A 17,811-nucleotide genomic window follows, 5' to 3' on the forward strand; every position below is an offset into this window, starting at 1 on the left:
TTTCCTCGCGCGGCGCGAGACTCGGTTGGCGCAAAAACTCAGGTCTTTGCGTGGCCCGCGGCCTCACTGGTAATGACAGGTTCGGAGCGCGGGATTGTAGTGGATTTGTTCCGGCGGCGCACCGAAACGAGGCGTCCGCGGCTGCGATGGCGCATGCGGGCCCCGTTTTGCGGCGTCAGGCCGGCAGATAGGCGAGGCGCACATAGATCGGTGCGAACGGCTCGGCCTGCGTGATTTCGACGAGCGACTCGCGGCACAACTCGAGCATGGCGATGAAATTCACCACGACCACCGGCACGCCCTTGCTCGTGTCGAACAGGTCCGAGAACTCCATGAAGCGTGCATTCTGCAGTCGCCGCAGGATCGTACTCATATGCTCGCGCACCGACAACTCCTCGCGCGAAATCTTGTGGTGCTGAACCAGCTTGGCGCGCTTGATCACGTCGGCCCACGCGGCGCGCAGGTCTTCGCTATTCACGTCCGGGAAGCGCGGCGTGATGCTTTGCTCGATATACACCTCGGCGCGCAGGAAATCGCGGCCAAGCTGCGGCAGATGGTCGATACGCTGTGCCGCGAGCTTCATCTGCTCGTATTCGAGCAGGCGCCGCACCAGTTCGGCACGCGGATCTTCGGCTTCTTCGCCGCTATCGGCCTTTTTCACCGGCAACAACATGCGCGACTTGATCTCGATCAGCATGGCGGCCATCAGCAGATACTCGGACGCGAGTTCGAGATTGGTCTGGCGCAACTGATCGACGTAGCCGAGATACTGGACCGTGACATCCGCCATCGGGATGTCGAGGACGTTGAAGTTCTGCTTGCGGATCAGGTAGAGCAACAGATCCAGCGGGCCTTCGAACGTTTCGAGAAATACCTCGAGCGCGTCCGGCGGAATGTACAGATCCGTCGGCAGCTTGAAGAGCGGTTCGCCGTACAGGCGTGCGAAAGCGATGCCGTCTACGGTGTCCGGCGTCGAATCGGTGGCGGGCGCGGCAAGCGCGGCGTCGGGCGCCGGTGCGGCGCCCATGGCCTCGTCGGCGTGACTCACGCGCTTAGAAGTTTTGATAGTACGAGTAAGGCGTCTGCTCCACGCGCGAGGCTTTCTGCTCGGCGCGTTCTTCGAGGTCGATCGGCTGTTTGTCCCACAGCAGCGACCGGCCACGGCGCTGCTCAGCTTCCAGATTCGGTTTTTGTTGCTTGAGCTGGTTCAGGAACTGGGTGATGTCCGATTGATACATGGCTAGACGTCCGTGGTTGGGGGAAAGGCGGCTGCCGGCGCGAACCCGCGCGGCATCGCTGCTATTCCAGAATTTTACCGCATGCGCCGCGCGTGGTCGAAAAACGGTGGCCGGCGCGAGCGTCCCGCATGCGAAAACGCCCGGAACCCGCGCTGCTGCGATGCGTCAAAGGCGAGCACGCCGAAGGCGTCGGGGCGTCGGGGCATCAGGCGATTCGTTATGCGAATTCGGAGTGTGCATCCTTGTGCGTCCAGGTGGACGTCGTTACGCATGCCGCATGAGGACGGCGTACCCGCCCAAGGGCTCGCGGTGCCTCACGCCGCAAACGCCCTTTTGAGATGTGGCGCGGCTTCGCCGATGTGGTCAAATAGCGAGCTTCGGCCGCCGCGCCGAGTCCGAGCGACAGAATTCATCAACCACGGCCGGAGGTCCCGTTTGGCGGGGTGTGCGATCGAAGAGCCGCGTGTGCGGCGCTGCAAAACCGGTGACGAGCGGGGGCCGCTGACGCCCATTCGGCGCTGGCTGCGCGCGTGGCTGGCGTTCGGCATCGTCATGCTCATGCTTGCCTCGGTCGACGCGCACGCGGCGCGGCGCGCGGCCGCCAGCTACAAGGTCGATATCGAAGCCACGCCGCGCTCGCTGCGCAAGCTGCTCGAAGCGCATCTGGATGTGGCGCGGTTCGCCAAACGTCCGGACATCAGCGACGACCAGTTCGAATTTCTGATTACCGCCACGCCCCAGCAGGTGCGCGATCTGGCCGCCACGCAGGGCTATTTCACGGCGGTCGTGCGCACCGACGTGCGAACCGTCGACGACCAGAAACACGTGACGGTGAGCGTCGATCCCGGCCCGCAAACCCTCATCGCGTCGATTTCTTTATCGTTTCGCGGCCCGGTGCTGACCGAAGACCCGGCGCAGGAAAACGCCGCGCGCTTCGCGTTTTCGCTGCACGAGGGCGACCCGTTTTCGCAAGGCACCTGGGACGACGCGAAAAACGCGTCACTCAAGGCCTTGCAGGCGCGCCGTTATCTGGGTGCGAAGATTTACCACTCCGAGGCGCGGATCGACCCGCGCACGCATGAAGCGAGCTTGTCGGTGACATATGAGAGCGGCCCGACCTTCACGATGGGCAAGCTCGACGTATCCGGCACGCGGCGTTATCCGGAACAGATCGTCGACAACGTGAATCCGATTTCGGAAGGCGATATCTACGACGTGCAGCGCGTCGCCGAATTGCAGCGGCAGTTGCAGAACACGCCGTACTACGCGAGCGTGGCGATCGACGTGGACAGCGATCCGGCCAAGCCGGTCGAGACGCCGTTGCACGTGAAGGTGTCGGAGTATCCGTACAACAGTATCCGCGGCGGGGTCGGCTATTCGACCGACAACGGCCCGCTGGTTCAGGGCTCGTATTCGTATCTCGACACATTCGGCAAGGCGTGGCCGTTCACGGTCGACGGCCGCATCGATCAGATCCAGCAGTACGGGCAAATTCAGCTTGCAATGCCGCCGGGGCCGCGCGCATGGACCAATAGCGTGCTGGCTTCCTACACCACGACCGACGTGTCCGACACACGCATCTACAGTATCCGCGGCGGCGTGCAGCGGGCCCGTACGTCGCAGTTCATCGACTACAGCTACGCGCTCCTTTATTACCAGGACCGGCTCGACCAGAATGCGGCCGCGCCGACTACCAGCCGCGCGTTGGTGCCGTCATGGTCGTGGACCCGCCGCAATACCGACGATCCGTTGTTTCCGCGTTCGGGCAACCTGATTCACGTCGAGGCGGGCTTCGCGGTCAAGGGCGTGCTGACCGACCAGACGTTCGCGCGCGGCTACGCCCGTGGCCAGCAGTACTTGCCGATCGGCAGAGAAGATCTCGTGCTGTTCCGTGCCGAACTTGGCGGCGTGTTCACGAGCGGCAGTTCGAGCGGGATTCCGGCTTCGCTGCTGTTCCGCGCGGGTGGCTCGAATTCGATCCGTGGCTACAGCTATCAGAGCATTGGTAATAACGTCGACGGTTCGGTGCTGCCCACCAAGTACCTGGTGACCGCGGCGGCGGAGTATCAGCACTGGTTCAATCACGACTGGGGCGCAGCCGCGTTCTTCGACGTCGGCACCGCCACCGACACCTGGGGCGAGAAAGTCTTTTATCCAGGCGTCGGCGTTGGGGCGCGCTGGCGCAGCCCGGTCGGCCCGGTCAATGTCGACGTCGCCTACGGGATCCGTAATAGGAGCGTGCGGCCGTACCTGACTTTGGGCATCGCCTTCTGATGGAAACCTGCATCCACATGATCCACGCATGACCACGGACGTTTCCGCTCAACCCCCCGCGCAGCCGCCCGGCGCTCATCCGCCCGGCGAGCCGCCCGGACAGCCGCCCGGACAGCCGCCTCCGCCCGGCGCGCCGCAGCCCAGGCGCCGTCGCGGCCGGTTGCTGCTGAAAACGCTTGCGTGGATGGTCGCCGTGCTGGTGCTGCTGGTCGCCGTGGCGATTGGCCTCCTGTATGGCGCGCTGACCACTGAGCGTGGGACGGCTTACGCGTGGCAGGCGGCCGTCAAACTGCTCGGCGGCAAACTGGCCGGCACGGTGGAAAGCGGCGCGCTCTCGAGCGGCGTGCAACTCCGGCAGGTGCGCTGGCGCAGTCTCGACGGCAGCGGCACCGATATCCAGATCGACCGCGTGGCCGGTCGCTGGGGGCTGACGCGCAAGCCTTGGCGCTTCACCATCGACTATCTGCATGTCGGCACGATCGACGCCCGTGTCGGCACGTCGTCGGGCAGCAGCGGACCGCTGAACTTGCCGCAAGACTTGCGCTTGCCGATGCAACTCGAAGTGCGCGACGTGCAGGTCGACACACTGCTGTTGCGCGAGGGCGCGTCGACCACCGAGCTGTCCCGTTTCATGTTTCATGGGCGCAGCGATGGCCGGCACCACGAGGCCGCGATCGAGCGGCTCGACACGCCGTTCGGTGCCGTGACGGCGGCGGCCAGGCTCGATGGGGTCCGGCCGTTTCCGCTGACCGGCGATCTCGGCTATTCGGGCAAGGTCAATGAGGAGGCGGTACAGGTCGGTGGCCATCTGAGCGGTTCGCTGGAGAACCTCATCGCCGAGCTCGATGCCAGCGGCATGAAGCTTGCCGGCCATGCGCGCGTCGAGGCCACGCCGTTCGGCGACGTGCCGTTGCAACGCGCCACGCTGACTTTCGATCACATCAATCCGCAGGCGTTCGCACCAGGCGCGCCGCTGGCGGATCTGGCGGTGCGGGCGGAACTGCAGCCGGTGGGGCAAGGCGCGGCTAGCGGGCTCAATACCGACACAGCAGAAAAAGGCGCGGCAGGCTTCGCCGTCGCCGGCCATGTCTCGATCGTCAACGCGAGGCCGGGTGCGATCGACCAGAACCTGCTGCCCGTGATCGATGCCAACGCCGACGTGCACCTCGACGCCCAGGCGCAGCGCATCTCGAACCTGAAGGTGCGGCTCGTGAAGAGCGCCACGCTCGCTGGCGGCGGCGCGCTGACCGGCAAGCACGGCCAGTTCGATCTGCAAGTCGCCGGGCTCGATCTGAATGCGCTCGAAGCGACCGTACGGCCCACCCAGCTGTCCGGTCCGATCGGCATCCGTCTGAGCGACGACGTGCAAAGCCTGACGCTCGATCTTGCCGACCCGAAGGCCGGGTTGCGCGCGCAAGGCAAGGTGACCTTCGATCCCGCGCGACTGAGCTTCAACGACGTGCGTGTCACGTCGGGCAAAGGCCGCATCGATCTGTCGGGCGCGCTAAAGCACGACGCGAATTCCACCTACAACCTGAAAGCGCAACTGACCGATTTCGATCCGTTGACGCTAGCTTCGCAGATGGCGTCGCGCACGCCGGTAGCGGGCCCGGAGCCCACAGCGAGCAACGCCAAAAGCACGAAAGCCGCGCAAGGTGCGGCAGAAGCGGGCAGCGCCGCCGGTGCGAAAAGCGCGGCCCCTGCCGACAAAGCCGCCGCCGCGGTAAAGAACACCGCCAAGGCGGCGGTGCGGACCGAAGTGGTTCAGCGCAAAACGCCGCCGCCAAAGCGCGGCGCGCCGCCGGCACGCAAGATCGAGGCGCGCGTGAACGGCACGCTCACGGCGGCCGGCATGCTCGGTCCGGTCTTCACCACCAAGGCCGAATTCAAACTCGGCCCGAGTGTCTACGACGGCTTGCCGTTGACGGGCGGCGGCGTGGTCCAGTTGTCCGGCTCGCGAATTCTGCCGAGCCGCGCGAATCTCTCGGTGGCGGGCAATCAGGTGGACTTGCAGGGCAGCTTCGGCGCGCGCGGCGACCGGTTGCGTTTCCGTGTCGATGCGCCGGAACTCGAGCGCCTCGGCTTCGGCCTCGCCGGTCTCATTGCCGCGGATGGCGACGTCACCGGCTCGTTCGCGCATCCGAATGTCGTGCTGAACTACAAGGCGGACAGCGTGGTGTTCAGCAGCAACCGCATTGGCCATGCGGAAGGCCATGCCGAACTGCGCGACGGCGCGAACGGCGCGCTCGTCTTCACGACCGACGCGCGCAATCTCAGCGCCGGCGGTGTCGACCTCACCACGCTCACAGCACGCTTGTCCGGCACGCGCGCCAACCATACGCTGGAGGCGGCGGCCATCGGCAAACTGCAGGACCGTCCGCTCGATCTCACGCTCGCGGCCAACGGCAAACTGACCGAAGCACGCGAGGGCACGCGCTGGGACGGCACGGTGACTCGCCTGCAGAATCGCGGCACGCCGGCACTGAATCTGGAATCGCCGCTCGCCGTGAGCGCCGGACCGAGCCGCCTGACGCTCGGCGCGACCCGCCTCACGCTCGAAGGCGCGGTGCTGAGCCTGAAATCGTTCGCCTTCGACCACGGCAAGGTCCAGTCCGCGGGCACCCTGACCGGCATTTCGCTCGCACGCCTGCAGGATCTGCGACGGCAAATCACCGGCGAGCCGCCGGCCGTCAAAACCGATCTGGTGTTCGACGGCGACTGGGACTTCGCGCTCGGCAGCACCGCGAGCGGCCACGTCCAGTTGAAGCGTCGCAGCGGCGACGTCACGGTCGAAATCGGTCGCGGCCTCGCCTCGCTGGGCATCACGGATATGAGCGCGCGCGCCGAATTCAGCGGCGGCAATCGGCTGAATGCGACTGTCCACGCGCAGGCCAGCCGGATCGGCGTGGTCGACGCCGACGCGCACACCACACTGGTGATGCGCGACGGCTTCCTGACCGTCAACGAAGAGGGCGCGGTCAGCGGGAATGTGAATGCCAATGTGCCGTCGCTGAAAACGACCGGCGGCCTGTTCGGCCCAAGCTATCTGCTCGACGGTCACCTCGCGCTGAAACTGGCTCTCGGCGGCACGGTCGCCAAGCCGAACCTGACGGGCGCGCTGCTCGGCGAAGGCTTGTCGGCCACGCTGGTCGACCAGGGCGTGCAGTTGAAAGACGGCGTGGTGCGCATCGCGCTTTCGCAAAATCTGGTGGATTTCCAGCAGGTCGAGTTTCACGGTGCGAGCGGTACGCTGCGCGCCACCGGCCGTGTGCGCCTGGACGGCGCGGAACCGGACCTGTCCGCGAGCATCGTCGCGGATAAGCTGGAGTTGTTCGCGGCGCCGGACCGCAATCTGTCGCTGTCGGGCAGCGCGAGCGTGGCGAATGCCGGGGCGGAGGGCGGCATGGCGATCAACGGCAAGTTCGTGGTCGATCACGCGCTGTTCGACATGCCGGAGCAGTCCGCGCCGAAGCTTGGCGACGACGTGGTGGTCGTGCGTCCGGACGGCACGGTGGCGGGCGAGCGGTCGCCGCCCGCGGTGGCCGGCACGAACAAGCCGATCGGTCCGTTCGCGCCGCGCGCCAATATCGACATCAGTCTCGGCAACGACTTCCGCTTCCGCGGGCAAGGCGCCGATCTCGGCCTGAGCGGCACGATCACGGCGATGAGCGCGCCGAACCTGCCGCTGCGCGCGGTCGGCAATGTCCGTGTGACGCAAGGCTCGACCTACACCGCGTTCGGCCGCAAGCTCAACATCGAGAACGGCTTCTTCACGTTCAACGGTCCGGTGGCCAATCCTGGCATCAACATCCTGGCCATGCGCCGCAATCAGCAGGTCGAGGCGGGCGTGCAGGTCACGGGCACGGTCCAGTTCCCGGTTGCGAAGCTGGTGTCCGAGCCGAACGTGGCGGACAACGAAAAGCTCTCGTGGCTGCTGTTTGGGCACGGCACGGATCAGGGCAATAACCTTGGACAGCAAAGCACCATGACGACCGCGCTTGCCTTGCTCGGCAGCGCGAGCGGCAAACGGATCGCGCAGAGCTTCGGACTCGACGAGTTTTCGATCGGGCGAAGCGACGTCGGGCTGACCGATCCGCAAGTGGTGATGGTGTCGAAGGCGATCAACGAGTGGCTCGTGGTGGGCTACGAGCAGGGTCTGCAGTCGGCGAGCAATGCGATCAAGGCGACGGTGAACCTCACGCGCTATTGGTCGGTCGCGGCATATGGCGGCACCTTCGACGGCATAGAGCTGTTTTACACACGTCGCTTCGACCGGATCCGGTGGTGATGGCGGCGGAGTCGGTGGCGCGGGTCTGAGCAAGGCCACGCCACAAAAAAAACGGCACGCCTTGTTAAGCGTGCCGTTTTTCTTGATGCATGCAGCGTTCGACGCCGCGCGCTTTATTTCACGCGCATGCCCGGCTTCGCGCCGCTATCCGGTTCGAGGACGTAAAGGCCCGGCTCGGCTTTCTCGTCGGTCGCCGAGGCTGCCAGCACCATCCCTTCGGACAGGCCGAACTTCATCTTGCGCGGCGCGAGGTTTGCGACCATCACCGTCAGCTTGCCGATCAGTTGCTCCGGCTGATAGGCCGACTTGATACCCGAGAACACGTTGCGCGTCTTCTCTTCACCGATGTCGAGCGTGAGTTGCAGCAGCTTGTCCGAGCCGTCAACCGCCTTGCAGTCGACGATCTTCGCGACGCGCAGATCGATCCTGGCGAAATCGTCGATTGAGATGATGCCGGGCGTTTCGTCGTTGTTGGCGGCGGCTGCTTTCGCTGCTTTCGCGGCCTTCGACTTGGCCTTGGCATCCGCCGGCGCCGCGGCTTCCGGCGTGGTTTGAAGCGAATCGCGATTCGCTGCGATCAGCGCCTCGATCTGCTTCGGATCGACGCGCGTCATCAGATGCTTGTACGCGTTGATCGGGCGCGTGGAGGAGAGCGGCACGTTTGCGTCGGCCCACACCAGCGGTTCGATGCCGAGGAAGGCCTCCACCGCTTCCGCCAGCTTCGGCAACACCGGCTTGAGCGCCAGCGAGAGCAGACGGAACGCCTCGATGCTGACGCTGCAGGTTTCGTGCAGCGCGGCCGCGTTCGCCGGGTCTTTCGCCTGATCCCACGGCTTGGCGGTGTCGACGTAGGCGTTGACCGCGTCGGCCAGTTCCATGGTCTGACGCAGCGCGCGGTTGTACTCGCGTGCTTCGTAGTTCGCGGCGATTTGCGGCACGGCGGCGCGCAGTGTGGCGAGCAGCGGGTGCTGCATCGCGCTGTCCTGCACGAGGCCGTCGAAACGCTTGATCAGGAAACCGGCGGCGCGGCTCGCGATGTTCACGTATTTGCCGACCAGGTCGCTGTTCACGCGCGCCTGGAAGTCGTCGAGGTTCAGGTCGAGGTCTTCCATCGTGCTGTTTAGCTTGGCGGCGAAGTAGTAGCGCAGCCACTCCGGATTGAGGCCCGTGTCGATCACGCTTTGCGCGGTGATGAACGTGCCGCGCGACTTCGACATCTTCGCGCCGTCCACCGTCAGGAAGCCGTGCGCGAACACGTTGGTCGGCGTGCGGTGGCCCGAAAATTCGAGCATGGCCGGCCAGAACAGCGTGTGGAAATACAGAATGTCCTTCCCGATGAAGTGGTACTGCTCGGCGGTCGAGCCCTTGCGAATCCACGCGTCGAAGTCGAGGCCGCGTTTTTCGGCCAGGTTCTTGAAGCTTGCGTAATAGCCGACCGGTGCATCCAGCCACACGTAGAAATACTTGCCCGGCGCGCCCGGAATTTCGAAGCCGAAATACGGCGCGTCGCGCGAAATATCCCAGTCGGCGAGCTTGGCTTCGCCGGCCTCGCCGAGCCATTCGCGCATCTTGTTGGTGGCCTCCGGTTGCGCGAGGCCGCTGACCCATTCGCGCAGGAAATTTTCGCAACGCGGATCGGACAGCCGGAAGAAGTAGTGCGTCGAGGTCTTGCGAATCGGCGTGGCGCCCGAGACGACCGAATACGGATTGACCAGTTCGGTCGGCAGATAAGTCGAACCGCATACTTCGCAACTGTCGCCGTATTGATCCTTCGCGCCGCACTTCGGGCATTCGCCCTTGATGAAGCGGTCCGGCAGGAACATTTCCTTGACGGGATCGTATGCCTGCTCGATGTCGCGCGCTTCGATCAGGCCGGCGTCCTTGAGCGCCAGGTAGACCGATTCGCTCAGCACGCGGTTCTCTTCGGAATCGGTCGAGTAGTAATTGTCGAACGAAATCCCGAAGCTGTCGAAATCGCGCTTGTGCTCCTGCCAGACGCGGTCGATCAACTGCTTCGGCGTCAGACCTTCCTTCTCCGCGCGCAGCATGACGGGCGTGCCGTGCGTGTCGTCGGCGCCCACGTAGTAGACCTCGTGCCCGTGCATTCGCAACGTCCGGACCCAGATGTCCGTCTGGATATATTCAACCAGATGGCCGATATGGATTTGCCCATTCGCATACGGAAGGGCCGACGTGACGAGAACCTGGCGACGGCCTGACGGCGCGCCTGCGGAGAGATCGGTTGCGGGTGCTGACATAAGGATGGTGGGAGCCTGCGGTGGGACGAAACGTTGATTCTAGCAGGGCCGGCGCCGGGCGCGGACTGGGCCGGCGGCGGGGCGGGACGGTGTGTCCCCAGGGGAACGTCCTGCGTGGCGAAAACCGAGCGCCCAAAAAAAACCGGGGCTATTAACCCCGGAGCAACAACGACAAGAGGAGAATGGTGACGCGGCGGCTTCGCCAGCCACGTACCGTAAAGACAGACCGCGAATTTTCGGCAGAGTTCGAAATTTTTTTCGCTCTCGTGCGAGATTTTGTTTCCCCGGCTTTGGGCGCCTTACCGGACGCCGGCAGCCAGGGTTTCAAAAGCGGGTGTCGCCGGCCGGCGGCAAGCGTCGCCTGACGCCCGGCAGTTTCTCCCTCTTTCAGGCTGTGCCGTTATTGCGTGGCGTGCTGAGCCGTGGCGCGCAGATAGATTTCCACGCGACGGTTGGCGGCGCGGCCGGCTTCGGTGTTGTTGTCAGCGACCGGCTGGTTCTGGCCCATGCCTTGTGCCGACAGGCGTTGCGGCGCGACACCGCGTTGCCCCAGATAGCCCGTCACGCTTTGCGCACGGTTGACCGACAGCGTCTGGTTGTAAGCCGGCTGACCCGTGCTATCCGTGTAGCCGATCACCTGGGCGATCAGTTCCGGATTCTGCTGCATGGTCTGCGTCAACTGATCCAGCACCGGCGCGAACGACGGCTTGACCGCGTAGCTGTTGGTGTCGAACGTGACCGAGCTCGGGATGTTCAGCTTGAGCGAGCCGTCCGGCTGCTCGGTGATCTGCGTGCCGGTGCCCTTGGTGGCGCCCGACAGCTTGTTGTGAATGGCTTGCCAGTTGTAGCCGGTGATGCCGCCCACGGCTGCGCCGGCGCCCGCGCCGATCGCCGCACCCTTGCCGCCGCCGAAGATCGCGCCGATCGCCGCGCCGGTGGCGGCGCCTACGCCCGTGCCGACCGCCGTGTCAGTGCCTTGTTGAGTTGCGCAGCCAGCCAGCAACGAACCGGCAACGGCGAAAACGGCAAGGCGAGTCATGATTTTTGCATTCATTTTTTGATTCCTCTTGAGTGAAGCAGGTGGAAGCGATAAATCTATCCGCCGGACGTGACGGCCGTAAAGCGCGCGACTCGACAATGTGAGAATCCTGCGTCTTCCCTGGTCCTGGTCCGACAGCGGAGAAGGGTCTTCCGGCAAGGCTTGGCGCCAGCCACTACAATGATGACTGAAGTACGCAGCGATGCGACCCCATGGCGTTCCGCCTGCCCGAAGGGTGCATGGCGCGCCTGGTTTTAGCAATGCTGCCTAACAATTTTTTTCAAATTCCGGCGCGTGCCCGAAACTTGGATTCCGCTGCGCTGCAAGTGTTCCCCACGGAGTGTCAATGAGTATCGATCGGGCTTTGGTCGACGCTGCCCTCGCGGCCGTCACTGACCCCAACACGGGCAAGCCCTACGCGGCTGCCAAAAACATCAGGAACGTGGCCGTGGAGGGTGACACGGCCAGCCTCGAAGTGGTACTCGGCTATCCGGCCAAACGGCAGTTTGAAGCGATCCGCACGCAGTTCACCGATGCGCTGAAGGCTGTTCCGGGCGTGGCAAACGCACGCGTCGAGGTGTCCCAGAACATCGCTGCGCACACCGTGCAGCGCGGCGTCAAACTCTTGCCGAACGTTAAAAACATCGTTGCGGTAGCGTCGGGCAAGGGCGGGGTCGGCAAAAGCACGACCGCTGTGAACCTCGCGCTGGCACTGGCGAGCGAAGGCGCGTCGGTCGGTATCCTCGATGCGGACATCTATGGCCCGTCGTTGCCGATGATGCTCGGGATTGTCGGCCGTCCCGAATCACCCGACGAAAAGTCGATGAACCCGATGACCGGCCACGGCTTGCAGGCCAACTCGATCGGCTTTCTGATCGAGCAGGACAATCCGATGGTGTGGCGCGGCCCGATGGCCACTTCAGCGCTCGAGCAACTGCTGCGGCAGACCAACTGGCAAGATCTCGACTACCTGATCGTCGACATGCCGCCGGGCACCGGCGACATTCAGCTGACCTTGTCGCAGCGGGTGCCGGTGACGGGCGCCGTGATCGTCACGACGCCGCAGGACATCGCGCTGCTCGACGCAAAGAAGGGTCTCAAGATGTTCGAGAAGGTCGGCATTCCGATCCTCGGCATCGTCGAAAACATGGGTATGCATATCTGCTCGAATTGCGGCCACGAAGAGCATATCTTCGGCGCGGGCGGCGGCGAGCGGATGGGCAAGGAATATGGCGTCGACGTGCTCGGCAGCCTGCCGCTCGATATTGCCATCCGCGAGCAGGCCGACTCCGGCAAACCCACTGTCGTGGCGGATCCGCAAGGGCGTATTGCGGAGATCTACCGGTCGATCGCGCGCAAGGTTGCGATCCATATCGCCGAGCGGGCGCGCGACATGACCTCGAAGTTTCCCAGCATCGTTGTCCAGAACACCTGATCTGCCGTTCGGACAAGGGGTTAAAGCGGGGCCAAGTCGCCAATTTGCGTCTGGTCTCGCGGTATCATGTCGACTTCACAAGTTCGGCTCGGCGGCCGCAGGGGCGGCTGCCAGGCCGGCAAGAGGATCGCATGGGAAAACGAATCGACGGGCAGGCGGTGCATGCGTTCATCGTCCTGGCTGCCAGCAGTGTGCTTTTATGCGGCTGTAGCACGTTCCTGAGGCCACAGGAAAAGCGTGCGGACGCACAATTGCTGCCCACCGTGGGCAATCAGGCGCACGGCCTCGTCACGTTCATCGAGCGCTCGGACGGCGTGCAGGTCACCTACAATCTCGAGGGCTTGCCGCCCAATAGCGACCACGCGCTGCAAGTGCACGAGCGCGGCGACTGCAATGCCGCCGACGGCTCCAGCGCCGGCCAGGTGTTCTCGCCGGCAGCCGAGCGTCTGAAGGCCGGTGCCCGGGTCGAAGGCGATCTCGGCAACATCCACGCGGACGCGAACGGCGTGGCCACCGGTTTCATCGTTGCACCGGACGTGTCGCTCGACGGCATCCGCTCGGTATTGCAACGCGCGGTCCTGCTGCATCACGACGCGACCGACCCTTACGCGTATCCGCAGCATGGCGCGGGCCCCGCGCTCGCGTGCGGGTCGATTCGCCAGTGAGTACCCGCGCGCCACGTGCGTCGTCTGCGGGCGGCGCGGCTGCTTGACCCGGCTGCTTCAGCGTTCCGCAGTGGCTTCCGGGCGTGCGCCGGGCCGCTCCTTGACCATACCCGCGGCAGCATTTTCCTGATCGCGTAAAATAAGCGCCTTTCGTTGCGGGCGGCTGGCCCGGGGCACGTAGCCGAAGACGCCCGGCTCGGGACACCAGCCCGGCGGCGCGATTGCAGCGGCATGCCGTCCAGGCCGTTGTCCGATCGTTAGCCAACCAGTTGCCCGGAAGTTACGCCGGGCTGTTACCCGTCACACACCTGTCACTCAAGTCGAGCAGCGTTCACCTATGACTATCAAATCCGACAAGTGGATCCGGCGCATGGCCGAGTCGCACAACATGATCGAGCCGTTCGCGCCGGATCAGGTCCGCGTCTCCGAAGACGGCCGGAAGATTGTCAGCTACGGCACGTCGAGCTACGGTTACGACATCCGCTGCGCCGACGAATTCAAGATCTTCACCAATATCAACTCGACCATCGTCGATCCGAAGAACTTTGACGAGAAATCGTTTGTCGACTTCAAGGGCGATGTCTGCATCATTCCGCCGAATTCGTTCGCGCTGGCCCGCACGGTCGAATATTTCCGCATTCCGCGCAGCGTCCTGACCGTGTGTCTGGGCAAATCCACGTATGCGCGTTGCGGGATCATCGTCAACGTCACGCCGTTCGAGCCGGAATGGGAAGGACACGTCACGCTCGAATTCTCGAATACGACACCTTTGCCTGCGAAAATCTACGCGAACGAAGGCGTCGCCCAGGTGCTGTTTTTCGAAAGCGACGAAATTTGTGAGACGTCGTACGCGGATCGCGGCGGCAAATATCAAGGTCAGCACGGCGTCACGTTGCCCAAGACGTGACGTCGGCTGCGTACTGACCCACCAGCTATTCGGGTGACCGCTGCCTGGTCAGATGCAGCGGTCGTTCTTTTTGGAGAATCGCCCATGAAGTTTCGTTTTCCCGTCGTCATCATCGACGAAGATTTTCGCTCCGAGAATATCTCGGGTTCCGGCATCCGGGCTTTGGCCGAAGCTATCGAGAAAGAAGGCGCGGAAGTGCTCGGGTTGACGAGCTACGGCGATCTGACCTCGTTCGCGCAGCAGTCGAGCCGCGCATCGTGCTTCATCCTGTCGATCGACGACGACGAGCTGCTGCCGTACGTCGATAACGTCGTGGTGGAAGGCGAGACGCCGGAGCTGGCGGCCGCGATCATCGCGCTGCGCGCGTTCGTGACCGAAGTGCGCCGCCGCAACGCCGATATTCCGATCTTCCTGTACGGCGAAACGCGCACCTCGCGCCACCTGCCAAACGACATCCTGCGTGAACTGCACGGCTTCATCCACATGTTCGAGGACACGCCGGAGTTCGTCGCGCGTCACATCATTCGCGAGACCAAGGTGTACCTGGATTCGCTCGCGCCGCCGTTCTTCAAGGAACTGGTGCAGTACGCGGACGAGGGCTCGTATTCATGGCATTGCCCGGGCCACTCGGGCGGCGTCGCGTTTCTGAAGAGCCCGCTTGGCCAGATGTTCCACCAGTTCTTCGGCGAGAACATGCTGCGCGCCGACGTGTGCAATGCGGTCGACGAACTCGGCCAGCTGCTCGACCACACGGGTCCGGTTGCCGCCTCCGAGCGCAACGCCGCGCGCATTTTCAGCGCCGACCACGTGTTCTTCGTGACCAATGGCACGTCGACCTCGAACAAGATCGTCTGGCACGGCACGGTTGCACCGGGCGACATCGTGCTGGTGGACCGCAACTGCCACAAGTCGATCCTGCACGCGATCACCATGACCGGCGCGATTCCGGTGTTCCTCACGCCGACGCGCAACAACTTCGGCATCATCGGCCCGATTCCGCGCAGCGAATTCGAGCCGGAAAACATTCGCAAGAAAATCCTGGCGAATCCGTTCGCCCGCGAAGCGCTGGCCAGGAATCCGGATCTGAAGCCGCGCATTCTGACCATCACGCAGAGCACCTACGACGGCGTGATCTACAACGTCGAGATGATCAAGGAAATGCTCGGCGACTGGCTCGATACGCTGCACTTCGACGAAGCGTGGCTGCCGCATGCCGAATTCCACGAGTTCTATCAGGACATGCATGCGATCGGCGCGGGCCGTCCGCGCATCGGCGCGCTGGTGTTCGCCACGCACTCCACGCACAAGCTGCTGGCCGGTATTTCGCAGGCTTCGCAGATCGTCGTGCAGGATTCGAAGAATAGCCGCTTCGACAAGCATCGCTTCAATGAAGCGTATTTGATGCATACGTCCACCAGCCCGCAGTACGCGATCATTGCTTCGTGCGACGTGGCCGCGGCAATGATGGAAGCGCCGGGCGGCACGGCGCTCGTCGAAGAGTCGATCGCTGAAGCTTTGGATTTCCGCCGCGCGATGAGCAAGGTTGACGCCGAGTACGGCGACGACTGGTTCTTCAAGGTGTGGGGCCCGGACCAGTTTGCCGAAGAAGGCATCGGCTCGCGCGAAGACTGGATGCTGCGCCCGAACGACGCGTGGCACGGTTTCGGCCCGCTCGCCGACGGTTTCAACATGCTGGACCCGATCAAGGCGACCATCGTCACGCCGGGTCTGGATATGGACGGCGGCTTCGGCGAGTCCGGCATTCCGGCTGCGATCGTCACGAAGTACCTGGCCGAGCACGGCATCATTGTCGAGAAGACCGGTCTGTATTCGTTTTTCATCATGTTCACGATCGGCATCACCAAGGGCCGCTGGAACTCGATGGTGACTGAGTTGCAGCAGTTCAAGGACGACTACGACAACAACCAGCCGCTGTGGCGCGTGCTGCCCGAGTTCGTCTCGCATCATCCGATGTACGAGCGCGTGGGCTTGCGCGATCTGTGCCAGCAGATCCACAGCGTGTACCGCGCGAACGACATTGCGCGCCTGACGACCGAGATGTACCTGTCGAGCATGGAACCGGCGATGAAGCCGTCGGATGCATTCGCCAAGCTCGCGCACCGCGAGATCGACCGGGTACCGATCGACGAACTCGAAGGCCGCGTCACGTCGATTCTGCTGACGCCGTATCCGCCGGGCATTCCGCTGCTGATTCCGGGCGAGCGCTTCAACAAGACCATCGTCAACTATCTGCGTTTCGCGCGCGAGTTCAACGAGCGCTTCCCGGGTTTCCACACGGATATCCACGGACTGGTCGGCGAAACCATCAACGGGCGCATCGAATACTTCGTCGATTGCGTGCGCGCCTGACGATGTGGGTGGTGAAGCCCCTGCTGCACGCTGACGGCTGGCGGCGCGCGTTTGGCGCGCTGGCTTTGACGTTGGCGATGTCGGTGGCGGTGCTCGGCGTCGCGCCGCTTCGGGCGCATGCCGAAGTGGCCGCCGCCGACCCGATCGACGCGTCGATGCGCACCTGTCTTGCGCGCAGCGACATGTCGTCGACGGCGGGGCAGGTGCAGTGCATGGACAACGCGCGGATCGGCTGGAAGGCCGCGTTGGACGGCGCGTGGCAGCAGCTTCAGGCGAAGTTGCCGCAGGCGCAGCGCAAGCCATGGGAAAAGAGCCAGGCAAGCTGGCAGGCCTCACGCGATGTCGAGAAGCAGTTGCTGGCGGACGTGTTCGCGACGACGCACGGCTCGAGGTATGTGCTGGCCGAAGCGGATATGCAATTGCAGCCGGTGCGTGACCGCGCGCTTGCGTTGCGCAGCGCCTTGGCCAGGATCAGCGCCGGCGGCGGGGACCCGCCGCGCCGTCCGCGCGTCTGTACTGCCGACGCGCAATGCGAACACGCGATGTTCGATCTGAACCGCTATTACCGCCGCTTGCAGTCGAAGATGCCGGCGCGCTTGCGTCCGACCCTCGCGCGTGCTCAAAATGCCTGGACCGCGTATCTCAACGCTGCTACGCCGGTGATCGATGAAGGTAGCCGTATCGATATCATCGGTGCGAGGGTCGCGACGCTTAAGCGCTTGTCGGAGACGGTCGGCAACGACTGAATTGTTCGCGGTTTTCTTGTTGGCCTGCGCGGCGCTTTTGTCCGTATGCCTGGGGCTTTGGCCTTTCCTTGAATTGTTAGTGGTTTATTAGCGTTCGCCCCTGTGCGGGGCAGGCACTCACTTCTCTTTGCCGCCGCAAAGAGAAGTAAGCAAGAGAAAGCGGCTCACACCGATCTTGCTAAGCGGGCACCGTAGTTCACACACGGTAGTGGTGCATCTGGAATCTGTGTTCGTGCACCTGCATAGGCTGGTGACAAGGGAGTCATACTTCCGGCGGCGCTGCGCGCGCCGAAGAGCACTTCACAAAACCACCCACTCCGTTCTGGCGCTCAGGCCCAATCGAAGCCGCCGGGTTCCCACGCAGACCCGTCCGCGACGCACGCAGTGCGGAGTGGGAGCTGATGAGCCCTTTGTCACTAGCGCCTGAAGGTGCGAGGGCACGGATTCCAGATGCACCACTACCCGTTGCGCGCTACGGTGCCCACTTAGCATGAGCGGTGTGAGCCGCTTTCTCTTGCTTACTTCTCTTTGCGGCGGCAAAGAGAAGTAAGTGCCCGCCCCGCACAGGGGCGACGCTAATAGACCACTAGC

The 17,811-nt window shown here is 63.9% G+C and carries 11 protein-coding genes; 7 read left to right on the forward strand and 4 right to left on the reverse strand.

Going from position 1 to position 17,811, the window contains the following annotated elements:
* Nucleotides 1–175 precede the first annotated feature (175 nt).
* Nucleotides 176–1,048: a segregation and condensation protein A gene (locus DSC91_RS29650; RefSeq protein WP_115782120.1), complete on the reverse strand. Its 873-nt coding sequence runs from the start codon at nt 1,046–1,048 to the stop codon at nt 176–178.
* A gap of 4 nt (nt 1,049–1,052) precedes the next feature.
* The gene (locus DSC91_RS29655) at nt 1,053–1,238 is read right to left on the reverse strand and encodes a DUF3460 family protein (protein WP_054035105.1); all 186 of its coding nucleotides are present in this window, start codon (nt 1,236–1,238) and stop codon (nt 1,053–1,055) included.
* A gap of 435 nt (nt 1,239–1,673) precedes the next feature.
* On the opposite strand from DSC91_RS29655, the gene DSC91_RS29660 reads away from it, so the two are divergent.
* A complete protein-coding gene (locus DSC91_RS29660; protein WP_115782121.1) occupies nt 1,674–3,512 on the forward strand; it encodes an autotransporter assembly complex protein TamA in 1,839 nt (612 codons plus the stop codon).
* 28 nt (nt 3,513–3,540) lie between these two features.
* Nucleotides 3,541–7,800, forward strand: a complete 4,260-nt coding sequence (locus DSC91_RS29665; RefSeq protein ID WP_115782122.1) for a translocation/assembly module TamB domain-containing protein — start codon at nt 3,541–3,543, stop codon at nt 7,798–7,800.
* 113 nt (nt 7,801–7,913) lie between these two features.
* On the opposite strand, the gene metG is transcribed toward DSC91_RS29665, so the two are convergent.
* Nucleotides 7,914–10,058: a methionine--tRNA ligase gene (gene metG, locus DSC91_RS29670; RefSeq protein WP_115782123.1), complete on the reverse strand. Its 2,145-nt coding sequence runs from the start codon at nt 10,056–10,058 to the stop codon at nt 7,914–7,916.
* Nucleotides 10,059–10,458: 400 nt separating this feature from the next.
* Nucleotides 10,459–11,112, reverse strand: coding sequence for a YiaD family glycine zipper/OmpA-like lipoprotein (locus DSC91_RS29675; protein ID WP_115782124.1), 654 nt, complete (start codon nt 11,110–11,112; stop codon nt 10,459–10,461).
* Nucleotides 11,113–11,443: 331 nt separating this feature from the next.
* Here DSC91_RS29675 and apbC point away from each other — a divergent pair, with 331 nt between their 5' ends.
* From apbC to DSC91_RS29700, 5 genes are all read left to right on the forward strand, one after another.
* Nucleotides 11,444–12,532: an iron-sulfur cluster carrier protein ApbC gene (gene apbC, locus DSC91_RS29680; protein ID WP_115782125.1), complete on the forward strand. Its 1,089-nt coding sequence runs from the start codon at nt 11,444–11,446 to the stop codon at nt 12,530–12,532.
* Nucleotides 12,533–12,663: 131 nt separating this feature from the next.
* The gene (locus DSC91_RS29685; RefSeq protein ID WP_115782126.1) at nt 12,664–13,197 is read left to right on the forward strand and encodes a superoxide dismutase family protein; all 534 of its coding nucleotides are present in this window, start codon (nt 12,664–12,666) and stop codon (nt 13,195–13,197) included.
* A 337-nt stretch (nt 13,198–13,534) separates the two neighbouring features.
* Nucleotides 13,535–14,104, forward strand: coding sequence for a dCTP deaminase (gene dcd / locus DSC91_RS29690; RefSeq protein WP_028200499.1), 570 nt, complete (start codon nt 13,535–13,537; stop codon nt 14,102–14,104).
* Between the two features lie 84 nt (nt 14,105–14,188).
* Complete coding sequence (locus DSC91_RS29695; protein ID WP_115782127.1) at nt 14,189–16,474, forward strand: arginine/lysine/ornithine decarboxylase; 2,286 nt, start codon at nt 14,189–14,191, stop codon at nt 16,472–16,474.
* A gap of 2 nt (nt 16,475–16,476) precedes the next feature.
* Nucleotides 16,477–17,220 (forward strand): lysozyme inhibitor LprI family protein, encoded by a 744-nt coding sequence (locus DSC91_RS29700; RefSeq protein ID WP_115783552.1) that lies wholly within the window; start codon nt 16,477–16,479, stop codon nt 17,218–17,220.
* The last annotated feature ends 591 nt before the right edge of the window (nt 17,221–17,811 follow it).

It is taken from the genome of Paraburkholderia caffeinilytica (assembly GCF_003368325.1).
Lineage (GTDB): Bacteria > Pseudomonadota > Gammaproteobacteria > Burkholderiales > Burkholderiaceae > Paraburkholderia > Paraburkholderia caffeinilytica.